Consider the following 13,899-nt stretch of genomic DNA (forward strand, 5'->3'; position numbering starts at 1 on the left):
ACTCTAAAGATAAACAGCTCTAGTTATTTAAGCTATATATTTTTATAACAAAGCTAAATATTTTTATAAAACGCGATACGACCATTGGTGATAAAAACGAGCTGAGTTATTTATTCATTCATTAGAAAATAACTTACTCATTTTTTCTCAAAGAGAGTAAGTTATTCAGATGGATAAAAAGTTATTTTATATTATAGACTTTTAAATTAAAGAATTTTACGAGCAGGGAATGCCACGTTTGAGAATATTAGCCCAGCAACTAATGACATAAAAATAAGGAAGGTTTGTGATCCTAAATCATTTGAGTTCAACATGTTTTGTCCTGAAACTGCGGTATTTAAGCCAATATATACTTTACTTCCAGGTACTAAAAGAACAAGGCCGAGTAGTTTTACAACGCTTGAAGGTAGGTTGGTAATTCTTGAAAATAAATTACTGTATAAGCCTAAAGCAAAAGCTCCCACAAAAGCACTTAGCGGACCACCTAAATAGAGTGCAGCCCAAACACTAGCAGCATAAGCTATGTAACCAGATAGAATGCCCCAAGGCGCATCTTTTAAACGTGCTTTAAATAGCACAACTAAACTAGCTGATAGTGCGGTTACCGCTAACCAAGGAGTCCAAGACGGAATCAATGTCGATTGGATCATTTCTACTTCTCCCCACATTAATCGTCCTATCGCTAAACCTAAGAAACCACCAAAATACAGTTTGAATAGCGACATTAATGCATCCATTATTCTAGCAGTACCGGATATTAAATTTCTGGCGGCAAGCTCGGATAAGCCAAGAGTTAAAGCTAAACCAGGAATAAAGGCAATAATACTCGATAGAATAACTAAAGAAGTATTTAAGCTTGGATCTATCAAGGTTATAGCTGAAGCAAGTATTGCCACAGTAAGAGCTGAAATAGGTTCCAGCATGTCGGTTACTCGTCGAGAAAACTCTCCCCATAGTACGAATAAGTACACGACTAAGCCTAAAAGAGCCGACCAAAAAACATCATTCCAACTTGTATGCATTAGCATAGCAAATGCACCACTTGAGCCACCAAAGGCTAAAAATGTTAAAAAGCGTCCGTATGGTGTGGGTTTCTTTTCTATTTCGTCTAAACGTTCAATAGACTCTGACAAAGTTCGTTGTCCAGAGCTTAATTCATCAACTAATTCATCTGTTCTTGCTAACGAGCCTAAGTCTAGCTCACCAGGGCTTACACGTATTACATGAGCGTATTCTTGTTCGTCATCTGTTTCTGATAAAACAAAAGTAAGAGAAGTAGGTGTTATTAAAAAGCACGAATCTAAACCCAGAAAAATAGAAACATTATGTAAATGCGCTTCAAGACGATAAGCCGGAGTACCAAATTTATGAAGCGCTTTGCCTAACTTGATAATAAAGCGTCTTTTTTCTTCGAAGTCTAAACCGTGATCCATGAATGGTATTCCTAATATTTTAGTAAGGTATATTATACTAATTTGAATAATAAATTGTTCTGAATATTTTATTTAATATTCGTGTATTTCTGTAAAATGTATTGAATCTAAAACTTAGCTTGATAAGGATTAATTTATGGTGCTTCTGGTTATTTTGTTAATTATTTTTGCTGCGGTTGCTTTGATGGTGATTTTGGGGGAGCGTTTTGGTAAGCCAATGGAGCAGGAGCAACAATCTAAGTTGTCTAAAATTGCAGCTGTAGCGTGTTTTATATTGATTATTTCTTTAGTTATTAAAGAAATGTTTTAAAGCTGATGGGGATTTAGCATTAAGTAACCTCAACTTGGGGTAAACAATGTTTTTAATGAAAATTGTTGATAACTTGCTTTATCGCCAGAGGGTAGATAAGTGCATTCTGTGATTTCAACATTATTGTTGAGGTCTTTGGTAATTATAATCGTTGAGCGTGTGCCGTAGTCAGGTGAAGTAATAAAGATAGAACTTAGCAGGGCTTCTCGTTCTGTGGGTAATCCTGTTTTAGGTAAATCTTTAAGTGGTGCTTGAACCGTGTCGTTCATTAGGGCTAATAATAAATCACCATCAAGTTCATTTTCATGTTTTTCATTTGTAATTAATGCCTTTAGTTTTTGCTGTCCGCGAGTCATTTTTGGCCAACTGTCTGTAAGTGCGCCATTACAAATGCTGTATACACCATTATTCATTACGTGTTCTTTTTTATGTACGCTGTCAAAGCAGTAGAGTTTATCTAAATTTCCGTATATTAAATTAAAGCCATTGTAAATATGACTATGATTGACAAGGTGTGTTCGAATATTTTCATTTTTAGATGCGATGTTTTCTTCAGATAATGCTTTAAGTACTAAATTACCACGTGACGTTTTGGTGTTATCAATTAAATGAGGTTGTCTGAAATTAGTGAGTGCTGAAAAATGCTCAGACTGGGTTAACCCTAACCAAGTTCCGCCTGCTTGTAAGTCTTTCCCTGCTAATATCGAATTTTCAGGCCATACGTGTAAATTTTGTGTTGGTCTTTGGTGAAATTCATCTCTGTTTGCACAGATAATAACGGGATATTTAGGATGTTGCTTTAAAGCGATAAATAAAATGCACATGATTAATTTAATACTACGTTATGTGTGAAAAATATAACCTTAATCGGGATATTCAGGTTAGATAAGTTTAAAACCTTAGCGCTATGCTTTAAACTTCATAGTATTAAAGTGAACGAGATGAAACAAGGTGTTTATGTTTGAATTACCCAATATAAATTTAAAAAATAAAGTCTCTGAAAGTGAGTGGAATACTCGAGTTGATTTAGCTGCTTGTTATCGTTTAGTGACTTTGCATGGCTGGGACGATTTAATTTACACGCATATTTCAGCGCGTATTCCTGATACAGATTATTACTTAATTAATGCGTTTGGTGTGGCGTTTGACGAAGTAACGGCATCGAACCTTGTAAAAATTGATATAGACGGCAATATTGTTGATGCTGATTGTCCTTTCGAAATAAACCCTGCCGGCTTTACTATTCATAGTGCGATACATGCTGTTCGACATGACGATATGTGCGTTTTACATCTTCATACTAATGCAACTATTGCCGTTGCTAGTGTAGAGGAAGGCTTATTACCGTTAAGTCAGTATTCAATGTTTGCTCTTGCTTCAATGAGCTATCATGATTACGAAGGCTTAGCTGTTAACTCTGCTGAAAAAATTAAACTGCAAAACAATTTAGCAGATAAAAACTTTATGCTACTGAAAAATCATGGTGCATTAACACTAGGTAAAACTATAGGTGATGCCTTTATGCATATGTACGACTTAGCTCGCGCTTGCGAAATTCAAGTGCAAATAATGTCTATGGGCATGAAACCTAATTATGTAGATCAAAGCATTATTGATGGTATTAAGGCCCAAGCTAATATTGTGCATACGGGATTAACGGGTGGACAAAAAGCTTGGCCTGCTATGTTAAGACGGGTGTATAAACACGATCCCAGTTTTGCTCAATAAGCTTAACGTACCGATTAACAGATATTATAATTTTATTTATTCCCCTTTTTATATAGAGAAACAGATGAAAGTAACTCACGTAGAAATATTCGATATACATTGTCCTGAACGTCCACCTTGGAATCCTGTTTTTATTCGTATTCATACCGATGAGGGGATAACGGGTGTAGGTGAAGCGGGTTTAGCTTACGATTGGGGACACAGCGCAGCAGCGGCTATGATTAAAGAAATAGTTGAAGCCGTTTTGATTGGTTACGACCCATTTCAAACTGAAAAACTATGGTCGCGTATGTTACGTGAAAGTTTTTGGGGATTAGGTGGTGGCCCTGTTTTATATTCTGCTATGAGTGCTATAGATACAGCCCTTTGGGATATAAAAGGTAAAGCGTTAGGTGTGCCTGTTTATCAGTTGCTAGGGGGTAAAGTTAACGATGAATTACGTACCTATGCTAGCCAATTACAGTTTGATTGGGATACCACCATTACTAAATTAATAGAGCCGCAGCAGTACGCTGAAGCAGCTTTAAAAGCGGTAGCGGAAGGTTACGATGCCGTAAAAGTTGATCCTATTGTGTATGATGCAAATGGCGAGTCGTCATTCGATCGCACTAAACTGTTTACTAAACCGCAAATGCGTTTATTTGGTAATCGCTTACGTGCTATTCGCGATGCTGTTGGCCCAGATGTAGATATTATTTTTGAATCTCATTCACTCATGGGCGCAGCTTCAGCTATTCAAATGGGCGAAGTGATCGAAGAAGTTGGCTGTATGATGTACGAAGAGCCAGTCAATTACTTAAATTCAGCGGTACATAAAAAAGTGGCTGACAACGTAAAAGTGCCTATTGCGGGCGGTGAACGTTTATATCATCGTTGGGATGTACGTCCTTATTTTGAAGATCAAAGTATTGATGTGTTACAGCCTGATGTAGGTTTATGTGGCGGTTTTACTGAAGCGAAAAAAGTATGTGATTACGCCGATGTTTACGATATTCGTATTCAAGCACATGTGTGTGGTGGGCCAGTTGCTACGGCAGCGTCTTTACACTTAGAAACCGCAATTCCTAACTTTTTAATTCATGAGCATCATACGTATGCGACTAAGTCTTGGAACCGTGAATTATGTATTCAAGATCCTCAACCTAAAAATGGTATTTTTAAAGTATCTGAAACACCGGGTATTGGCATTGAATTAAATGACGAAATAGTAAAACGCTCGCCACATGTTGTGGTTAAGTAAACGTAAATTAAGTCGATGTTAATTAAAAGTCAGTCAGATTAAGTATATTCAACAGGTAAAGCTGTGGTGTACTTAATCTCTTCCATTGCGAAGCTTGAACTAATATCAGAAAAATTAGCACGTGTTATTAGCTTTCTGTAAAAGGTATCGTAAGCCTTCATATCTGGTACAACAACACGCAATAAATAGTCTACCTCACCACTCATTCGATAAAACTCTACAATTTCTTTAAAGTCGTTAGCGACTTTTCTAAAATCATTTAGCCATTGAGGATTATGTTGATTAGTTTTAATAGTAACAAAAACCGTTAACCCTACATTGAGCTTTTCTGGATCGGCTATGGCTACACGGCCCTTTATTACGCCTGATTTTTCTAATGCTTGAATACGTCTCCAACACGGTGTTGTTGACAGGCCAACTTGTTTGGCTATTTCGCTTACTGCGGGAGTACAATCTTGTTGTAGTAATTGAAGGATTTTCTTATCAAACTTATCCATGAGGAACTCTATGTTTTATATCTATAAGTATAAAGAATTTTGTTCTAATTTTTTAATTTTTACAAGAAAAAATAACTTAGCTTTATCAAGGCGGAATTAAAGCTTATACCAATGCTTGGTGTTTTCTAAACAGAGTTTGGCTAATTCTTGTGGATTATATTTTGAAAGCTGAGTTTGGTATTGCCACAGCGCTTGGTAGCTTTTACTGAATAAACAAAGAGGAAAGTTGCTGCTTAGCATCACACGGTTTATACCAAATGTAGCCACACATTGCTCAATCACTAAATCGCACCATTGCGTATTATAGTTTCTGTTTAACATTTCCCAGCCAGAGCACTTTATTGCGCACTGTTTAAATTGTGCCAACGTCTTTAATCCAGTTAGCCAGTTGTTATATTCCTCAGAGCTATTCAGTATTTTTGGTGTTTTAGTGAAGTAAGGTGGAAAGCCTGCATGGTTAATAATAATTGTTAGCTCAGGTAATTTTTTTAACAGCTGAGTTAACTTATCAATAGCGTTGAGAGCAGATAAGGGCATTTGTAGATCGAAGCTGAGTTGATGTTCCGCTAAAGTTTTTAAGTTAGTTGGTGTATTAGGATGATTTAAAATATCGACTGCCGTGTCATCTAAAATATGGCGGCAACCGACAACACTTTTGTAATTTAAGAGTGTTTGTAGTTGCTTTAAAAAACTGTTTGGCGATAACGTTAAATCGACACAGGCCACCGATTTAAATGCTCTTTTACAGTTTAACTCTAGCCACTGTATTTCTCGCCAAGGTGCTTGGTTATCAAACCCAGCTTCAATATGTACAAAACCAGAGAGTTCAGGGCCATTTAAATCGCCGAATAAATTCATGTCAGCTTCTGAAAAATTTTGGTTAATTATATGTTTATCTGGCCAAAAAGGTGGGTTTTCAGGTTTTAGCCACTGGTATTGACCAAGTGTTAAATCAAACAAATGAATATGAGGATCAATAAATTGCATGTTAAAGCCTGATGTAAAGTGTATTTAAAATAACGGTATTATTGTGCTGTATAGCCGCCGTCTATTACTTGTAAGCTACCAGTAATAAACCTTGATTTATCTGAGGCTAAAAATAACACGAGCTCAGCCACTTCTTCTGGTTGGCCTAATCGACCTAAAGGTTGCAAGCTAGCTTCTTCTTGATGGATTTTAGCTTTATCTTCGCCTGAGCGTTCGCAATATTTATCTATGGCTTGGTGGTAAAGAGGGGTTTCAATAGTGCCAGGACAAACTGCGTTTGAACGTATGTTGTAGCTTGCGTAATCTAAAGCGGTTGTTTTTGCTAGTGAGGCTAATGCCGCCTTACTTAAGTTGTAGGCAAAGGAATTACGTTTAGCGATTAATGCTTGATCAGACGCCATGATAATAATAGAGCCTTGGTTGTTTGATTTCATTGATGGCAATACGGCTTTTATCGCAGCATACGCACCCTTAACATTAATATTAAAAACACGTTCAAAGTCAGCTTCCGTTGTATCTTCAATGGTGCCTGAAAAATGTATTCCTGCATTTGATACCAGAACATCGATTGTATATTCATCGCTAATGCTTTTGATGACTTGTGCGACTTCTTGCACATTGGTGATATCGCATGATTTAAATGTGCCAAATGTTGAGGCTTTAATATCTAAGTTAAATACTTGGTAATTGTTAGCTAAAAAAAGCTGAATAATACTTAAGCCAATGCCTGAACTACCGCCAGTGACAATGCATGTTTTTTTCATGGGAGTATCTTTTTAAGAAAATAAAAACTTAAGGGGAATATTAACGTTATTAGCTTAGAACTTCTATTGTTTCAATGTGGATTGTTATTTTGTATTACGGAATAAAAAAGCCAAATATTTTTATATACCCGTTACCAATCAAGAGGCTATTTCAGAGTGCTTGAGCGATATCAATTCAAGGCAATGCTTTACAATAATGGTTGTTCCCTTATAAAAAGCGTTGTTGATGAAGTGATTTTGCTCAAGCGCTTCTTCGATGGGTCTAAAAACAATTTATGCTTCGTTATTAACTTTAGTCAGGTTCCTACACGGATGTAGGACATTAGGGTAACGCAGGAGCAGTTACCGAGAATAACCTTGACGTCAACTTAATACCTTGCATACATGGATGTAGACCTTAGATTTCGTCTGGAACATGAAATCTGTGCCTAAATTGTTTTTAGTTCCCCCTGAAACCTGCATCTTGAATGATAACGGGTTAAATACTTGGCTTGGTATGAGGTGTTTTTGAATTTATTTAGCGAGTTCAATAAATGCAGCGGTGTACATTTTTAAATTCAACATAAACTGATCCATAGTAATAAATTCACTTTCAGTATGTCCTGAGTATTCAGTATTCGGCATAGACGGACCAAAACTTATTGCTCTTGGGAACATTCTTGAATTAGTACCACCACCAATTGATATTGGCTTAGCGTTTTTAATGCCTGTGTAGTGTGAAAAAATTGTCAATAATGTTTCTAGCTGAGGCGCATCTTGCTGAACCCAAGGTTCTTTTACTGTGGTGCTTACATCGGTAAGTACATATTCATTACTGTTTGACCACTGAGTTATCGCTTGAGTAATTTGCTCTTTAAGCACTGTAGTTTCTTTTCCACGTGGGCGACGAATATTAATATTTAGCTGCATGCCATTGTCTAGCTGTTTTAATACCGTTGGAGATACGGTCAGTGGCCCCATAAATTCGTCGCTAAATGCGATGTCGCCAAATTTTTTACCGTATAAACCTGTGCCAATATTATCGTTAATAAAGTTAACCAATGCGCCGCTTGTATTGGTTGGCCAGCGTTTAAATGAAATTAAATCGGCAAGGTAAGTGATTGCATTTACACCGTCTTCAGGTTTTGAAGAATGTGCTGATTTACCTAAAGCACTTATCGTTAATGTTTGTTCCGTTAGATCAAAACTAAACCCTATGTTCTTATAGGCTTTTGCTTTATTCATTAATTTTTGCAGTAGTTTTACGTCAGCGTTTTCAATAACAACAACGGCGTCTTCAGGAATTTGGCTACCAAAAAAACCACCAGTAAACGACTTTAAGTAAGCTTGTTGAGTGTTAATGCTTTTATTAGGAAATGTTAGACTAATTGTTCCATAACCTTTTTCTGCTATAACGGCAGGGTATTCAGCATCAATAGTAATATTGGTTTCAGGTAAATCATGGGTTTTAATATATTCTTCTAATGGTGCCCAGTCAGATTCTTCAGCCATGTATATATAAAGCTCTATACGTTTGTTGAGTTGAATGTTTTTATCTTTAATCGCTTTCATGGCGTATAACGCGGTAGATATTGGACCTTTGTCGTCTTCCGTTCCACGACCAATGATAAGCCCTGGCTTGGATGTTAAGTCTATCGTGTAAGGAGACTGTTTCCACTTGCTTGGGTTTGCTGGTTGCACATCGCCATGAGTAATTATACCTAATCGTTCTTTTGCATCACCTAGGCCGATAATAACTACGAAACCGTCATCTTTAAAATCAAGCCCAAGTTCAGTAGCTTGCTTTTTTAGTTCTTGTTTAAAGGCTATGTGAACAGGGTTTTCAGGTGAGGGGACGCCTTCAACTACAACAGTATTATGTTTTACCAGCTGAGCTAGGCTCTTTACCATCTCTGTTTTATAGGTATTTACAGCATATGTTGCCGTTTTATCTGCTAACGAACTTACTTCATTTGCGTAAGCTGAAGCGGTAAGTATGAATGGAGTTAGCAGTGTTAATAAACTCAGTTTTTTAATCACGGGGTGTCCTTTATATTTTAATTGCTGATAGCTGGATTCATTATCTATTTTCAGAGAAATAATGAATAGATGCTTCTATAGTATTTAATTTTGTAAATTAAGCCACTAAAAAACCGACCAGCGTAGCTTTTTAATCGTTTAATACCTTTTGATTTATTTTTTTAATGGAAATAATGAATAGTAATTTACATAAAATGTGTGATATTAGTTGTTTGTTTTTTTCTTAATATTATGTTTACAAAGAGTAAAATCATATTTAGGTAATTGTTATAAATTAATGCTAAATTTAAAAGAACCGCATCTTAATTATTTAAACGTCTCTGCACTTTAGATTTAATCTTTAAGTTGTTTTTTATTGTTTTAAGTGGAATCAAAGGGAAGGTAATATGGTACTTACACCACAAGAATATGCTCGGCAGGCTGAAGATTTATTTGTTTTACCTGATATTTATTTAAAGTTAAAAGAAATAATGGATGATGAAAAGTCGTCGTTAAGTGATATTGCTGAAGTTATTGTTTTGGATCCTTCTTTATCTTCTACTTTATTGAAATTAGCCAACAGTGCTTTATTTAGTTTTCCACGGGAAATAGATTCTATTGCTCGCGCCATAATGGTTTTAGGTATAAAGGAAGTTCATAATTTAGTAAATTTATATGGTGTGACTAACGCATGTAGCAACATTGAAGCTACTGTTGTTGATATGGATAGATTTTGGGAGGTTAGTGTTGACTGCGCGTTACTTTGTAAATTTTTAGCTCAAAAATTAAGATTAAAAGATGTTGATGGACTTTTTTTGTCTGGTTTAATGCATAACATAGGTGAGTTAGTTGTTGTTCAGAATTCACCAAAGCAAGTTGAATTCTGTCAAAAATATAATAAAGAAGAAACACCATGGCAATTACAAATGGACGTTTTTGGTTTTACTTACTCAGATTGCTCGGTTGAATTGCTTAACCTATGGCAGTTACCTGAATCATTGATCGAACCTATTAAGCATTATCACAATATGAAGACACAAAGCGATGCAACATCGGCTGCTAAGTTATTGCATATTTGTAGTCGGTTAGCGTTAATTAATTCCCATCCTGGCATGTATTCTAAACAAAATTTTGTTATGCCTTCATTGCTTGAAGAATTTGAGTTATCTATGGCAGATGTCGACGAAGCTTTGAATTTTTGTAATGCGGAAGGCTTAGCTATCATGTCAGCCCTCGCATTAAAAAAATAGTTAATCTGAACGCTTTTTAAGTCGTTTTTAAGGTAAAATGTTTTTATTTTATAAACGACTGATTAGGTAGACTATGACATTATCAACATTATTAACTCAATTGTCTGAAGCACCAGAACAAGTTTCTTTTGATGAGGTTATCAATACAATTGCAGAAAATTACCAATATACTCCAAGTACTTTCTCTAATGGGAGTGTAGTAAATGACGCTGGAACAAATGAAGGTTCATGTAAAATATTTGCTTTTGCTAAATTACATAAGCTTTCTAAAGAGCAAACATTAGCGTGTTTTGGTAAATATTATCGTGAAGATGTTTTAAAACACCCTGAAGGTAATGATCATGGAAATATTCGTAACTTTATGATTTCAGGTTGGGAAGGTGTTGTATTTTCTGGAGAAGCTTTACTTAAAGTCTGATTGATGTGGTATTAAACTGTTTTTAGGTTCAATAATTAACTCTTTACCTATAAGATCAAGTAGATGCAAGCTTGGTATATTTGATCTTAGTTCTTCTTCTAGTAAGTCTAATTGCCTTAAGTTACTACAAAACACTCTTGCTTTCTGATCTAAAGCATGCGTTTGTGTACTTAATTCAGACATTAACTCTTTTTCTAAACTTGTCATTTCATTATTAATAATAATATTTTTATTATCTTTTTTTCTGTCTTGTTCTTTTCCTGTGCGCTCTACTATAGCATCACCAACCGCCATTAAAATACTACCTAATGATTGGGTAACTACGTGTTCTATTTCCTTTTCAAATTGACCTGAAAAAATTTCATCAAAATCGTTAAAGCTTTGAGGTGCAACATAATAGCTTTCATCACTATGATTAAATCTATTTCTTAAATTCCATTGCATATCATTAAAACGTTTTTGGAATAACCTGTGTGATTCACTATCTTTACTAGATAATCCACCTATTGCTTTATTAACGGCTTCTAACCCTACATCTACTCCTTCAATCGCTATAGATATAATTTGTGGGATCTGTTCGCGTAAACTTCTTGAATATCTTTTTAGTAACTCTTTTTGCTTATTTGTTAGTATTGTTTCTCGACCTGAAACAAATAACTGTTGATCACGTGTTATTTGAATATAGGTTTGGTTTTCTTGTCGTAAACGAACATGAATAGGATCTATGACTACGCCATATTTAAAGCTTACATTACACTCTGCATATACTGATTGTGATATAAGTCCTGTAAGTAATACGGGTAATGCATAGCGTTTCAAAATGAAATTCCTATATTTAAATCTGAGGAGATAATACTAAATAACCTAATGTCGTTATTTTTATGAGCTTATAGACAGTATTCGCTTATAAAAACGTAAATAATTTCAACATTAGGAAACAGTTAACCTGTTATTTGGATAGTATCTATTTATTATCTTTTATCTATAAATCAGTAAATTAAAAAGAATTATTCATAGTTCAGGTTAATTAACTATGAACGATAGGCTCTATATGGACTTTTCTTTCAAAATAAACCATTTTACTTGGACCATATTCGCGTTTAGTTTTATCGTTAAAGTCACCAACATTCATTTGAACACCATGATAAATACGTTCGGTAGCTTCTATATAAACTGCAGTCATGTAAGTTTGCATTTCTGCTTCTACATTCTCTTTTTCAATTAAAATTTCACCCATTATTCCAGCATGAAATTGATAAGTTGAAACGACTTTCTTAAGCATTTCGGGGTTGGCTTTATCTTTAGGTAGAGCTTTGAGTTTATTTGTTGCTACTTTTAGCCCTTGAGTTTTATCTGTTTCAATCTTTAAGCGTTCGTCAATCTCATTTAATTTATTTTTAAAGTCTCTTATTTTTCGATCAAACGTGATTGTTGTTGAGCTGCCGGCGGTAGCGCCTACTGTACCAGCATGTACTGAATTTATAGCGTTAATATAACCTGCAATGAGTTTTCCGTTAGCTTTGTCTTCTGAACCCACCCATAGTTTGTCGTTAACATGAATGATACTATGCATTAATTGGTTTTCTATTCTAAGAATGTTACAAGTAATGTCTGAGTATTGGCAGTATTTAGCATAAACATTGCCTTCCGCTTTAATATTAACGCTCATGGTAATATCAGTAGTAGAAAGATCTTCAACTTCTTGTTTTTTGCCTATAATGCCACCGACAATGGTAATATCGCCACCGGCTTCCAATTGAGCTGATTCTACAAAACCGCCTATGGTAATATCACCTTTGGCGAACACTTTCATGCCTTCGCAAACATCCCCATCAATAATAACACTGCCTTCAAATTTTATATGCCCCGTAGTTACATCAACATTTTTAAGCTTGTATACTTCATCTATTTCCATGCCATTTTCTATAGAACGAGGTAAGCCAATTAAAGTTGAAACGAGAACATTTTTATTTTTAGGGCTTATAACCGTACCTTCACCCGCTTTCATTTTAATATCTTCACCGGGGTTAGGTTCTAGGATGATGCCTGTAACGGTATAACCTTTTATACCAGTAGTAAGGGGGATTACTTGGGCGAGTGGTTCACCAATGCGAACACAAATAATATCACCTAAATCTCTCATATCAACGCTACCGTCATCACGCTCTTTGGGGCGCAATATGCGATCTTGAGCGCATTGTACAAGCTGTTTTATGCGTGCGTTTTTTCCATTGATAGGAGGTTTACCTAAAGCGATGATCCCTTTAATTAGCATACCTTCTTTTTCATTAAGTGACTGCTGGGCTAAATTTACGAGACCTTCTTTAACAAAACCTTTTTTTATTCCAGCCGCTTGTGCAGCTGTCAGAATATCTGTAGGAGAGAGGTTTTTTCCGCCCAATGCAGTAGTGATCTCTGCAAATGCCGTCATATCATCATCATCTATTTTGATTTCAATTGAAGCGTCTTTTCGTTCCAAAACCTGATAGCGTATTTCTCTTCCCGTTTTATCTTGCTGAAGAGGTTTTAATATACTATTAAGTTCAGCAATAGCATTTTTTATGTTACTGCTATTTACTTGCAAGGCTTTGTATTCAGACTTTTCAATTAATTCAAAAATAGTTTGCTCATTAATAATGGTACTATTTTTAATCGGCTGTAAAACCAAGTCGATATTGTTCTTTTTATTTTCAACAAAGTTTACCTGAGTCACGTACTACAATCTCCATGTTCAGTAGTTAGCTATTTTTCTAACTTCTTTATATATAGTTTTCTTGATGGATTTTAATAAATGCTGGTGTTTTAATTTTTGAGTAATCAATTTTGTATTCTTTATTATCTAAAGCTTGAATAAATAGTAGTGTTTTTTCTTCACCAAAACATTCGGATGAACTTATATCTATAACTTCTTGATAGACTTTTTTAGCTTCAGATCTTTTACGAGGAACTTCCCCGTTGTATTCACCTATCCCTCTATTACTAATAATAACAACAGGATGATCTCCATTTATTATCAATAGATCAAATTTTCTGTTTTTGTGGATAATGGTATTTCTTCCACTGGTAATAAAGTTTTTCTCAATCAAAATAAGCCCCTAATTTTATTAACTGGTTTCAGTTTTAAGTCACATTTTATTGCTGATTAGTATATAAAAGTATAAGAAAATATTTTTACCAACAATACCTTAAGTGCGGCCATAAAGTAATAAATAAACTGTTCTAACTCTAAATATATAAAGTTTTAATTTACTAAGCAATTAAATAACAAGAATAA

The 13,899-nt window shown here is 35.0% G+C and carries 14 protein-coding genes; 5 read left to right on the plus strand and 9 right to left on the minus strand.

The genetic code is table 11. The features are described from left to right. Positions 1-206: 206 nt before the first annotated feature. Positions 207-1,433: a threonine/serine exporter family protein gene (locus AC0L5Q_RS19120; RefSeq protein ID WP_473613140.1), complete on the minus strand. Its 1,227-nt coding sequence runs from the start codon at positions 1,431-1,433 to the stop codon at positions 207-209. A 136-nt stretch (positions 1,434-1,569) separates the two neighbouring features. On the opposite strand from AC0L5Q_RS19120, the gene AC0L5Q_RS19125 reads away from it, so the two are divergent. Next, a complete protein-coding gene (locus tag AC0L5Q_RS19125) occupies positions 1,570-1,743 on the plus strand; it encodes a hypothetical protein (RefSeq protein WP_473613141.1) in 174 nt (57 codons plus the stop codon). A gap of 29 nt (positions 1,744-1,772) precedes the next feature. On the opposite strand, the gene AC0L5Q_RS19130 is transcribed toward AC0L5Q_RS19125, so the two are convergent. Next, positions 1,773-2,567, minus strand: coding sequence for an NRDE family protein (locus AC0L5Q_RS19130; protein WP_473613142.1), 795 nt, complete (start codon positions 2,565-2,567; stop codon positions 1,773-1,775). A gap of 133 nt (positions 2,568-2,700) precedes the next feature. Here AC0L5Q_RS19130 and AC0L5Q_RS19135 point away from each other — a divergent pair, with 133 nt between their 5' ends. Together AC0L5Q_RS19135 and AC0L5Q_RS19140 are read left to right on the plus strand one after the other, a co-directional pair. After that, positions 2,701-3,471 carry a class II aldolase/adducin family protein gene (locus AC0L5Q_RS19135; RefSeq protein WP_473613143.1) on the plus strand — a complete coding sequence of 257 codons (771 nt, stop codon included), beginning with the start codon at positions 2,701-2,703 and terminating at the stop codon, positions 3,469-3,471. A gap of 64 nt (positions 3,472-3,535) precedes the next feature. Continuing rightward, positions 3,536-4,711 (plus strand): mandelate racemase/muconate lactonizing enzyme family protein, encoded by a 1,176-nt coding sequence (locus AC0L5Q_RS19140; RefSeq protein ID WP_076418223.1) that lies wholly within the window; start codon positions 3,536-3,538, stop codon positions 4,709-4,711. Between the two features lie 38 nt (positions 4,712-4,749). On the opposite strand, the gene AC0L5Q_RS19145 is transcribed toward AC0L5Q_RS19140, so the two are convergent. From AC0L5Q_RS19145 to AC0L5Q_RS19160, 4 genes are all read right to left on the minus strand, one after another. After that, entirely contained in the window at positions 4,750-5,208 is a 459-nt protein-coding gene (locus tag AC0L5Q_RS19145) for an Lrp/AsnC family transcriptional regulator (RefSeq protein WP_076418222.1), read from the minus strand. Between the two features lie 96 nt (positions 5,209-5,304). Next, positions 5,305-6,195 (minus strand): amidohydrolase family protein, encoded by an 891-nt coding sequence (locus tag AC0L5Q_RS19150; RefSeq protein WP_473613144.1) that lies wholly within the window; start codon positions 6,193-6,195, stop codon positions 5,305-5,307. Positions 6,196-6,233: 38 nt separating this feature from the next. Next, complete coding sequence (locus AC0L5Q_RS19155; protein WP_473613145.1) at positions 6,234-6,959, minus strand: SDR family NAD(P)-dependent oxidoreductase; 726 nt, start codon at positions 6,957-6,959, stop codon at positions 6,234-6,236. A 513-nt stretch (positions 6,960-7,472) separates the two neighbouring features. After that, positions 7,473-8,978, minus strand: coding sequence for a dipeptidase (locus AC0L5Q_RS19160; RefSeq protein ID WP_473613146.1), 1,506 nt, complete (start codon positions 8,976-8,978; stop codon positions 7,473-7,475). A gap of 386 nt (positions 8,979-9,364) precedes the next feature. Between AC0L5Q_RS19160 and AC0L5Q_RS19165 the strand changes: the two genes are divergently transcribed. Further along, the gene (locus AC0L5Q_RS19165) at positions 9,365-10,207 is read left to right on the plus strand and encodes an HDOD domain-containing protein (protein WP_473613147.1); all 843 of its coding nucleotides are present in this window, start codon (positions 9,365-9,367) and stop codon (positions 10,205-10,207) included. Between the two features lie 73 nt (positions 10,208-10,280). Continuing rightward, the gene (locus AC0L5Q_RS19170) at positions 10,281-10,625 is read left to right on the plus strand and encodes a HopJ type III effector protein (RefSeq protein ID WP_473613148.1); all 345 of its coding nucleotides are present in this window, start codon (positions 10,281-10,283) and stop codon (positions 10,623-10,625) included. Here the strand turns inward: AC0L5Q_RS19170 and AC0L5Q_RS19175 are convergent. The 3 genes from AC0L5Q_RS19175 to AC0L5Q_RS19185 all read right to left on the minus strand — a co-directional run bounded on the left by AC0L5Q_RS19175 (position 10,611) and on the right by AC0L5Q_RS19185 (position 13,711). Then, the gene (locus AC0L5Q_RS19175) at positions 10,611-11,444 is read right to left on the minus strand and encodes a DUF2884 family protein (protein ID WP_473613149.1); all 834 of its coding nucleotides are present in this window, start codon (positions 11,442-11,444) and stop codon (positions 10,611-10,613) included. The two genes, AC0L5Q_RS19170 and AC0L5Q_RS19175, sit on opposite strands and share 15 nt — an antisense overlap. Positions 11,445-11,652: 208 nt before the next feature. Next, complete coding sequence (locus AC0L5Q_RS19180) at positions 11,653-13,338, minus strand: DUF342 domain-containing protein (protein ID WP_473613150.1); 1,686 nt, start codon at positions 13,336-13,338, stop codon at positions 11,653-11,655. Between the two features lie 46 nt (positions 13,339-13,384). Then, positions 13,385-13,711, minus strand: coding sequence for a hypothetical protein (locus AC0L5Q_RS19185; protein ID WP_473613151.1), 327 nt, complete (start codon positions 13,709-13,711; stop codon positions 13,385-13,387). Between the last annotated feature and the right edge of the window lie 188 nt (positions 13,712-13,899).

The organism is Pseudocolwellia sp. G5-9, assembly GCF_055808995.1.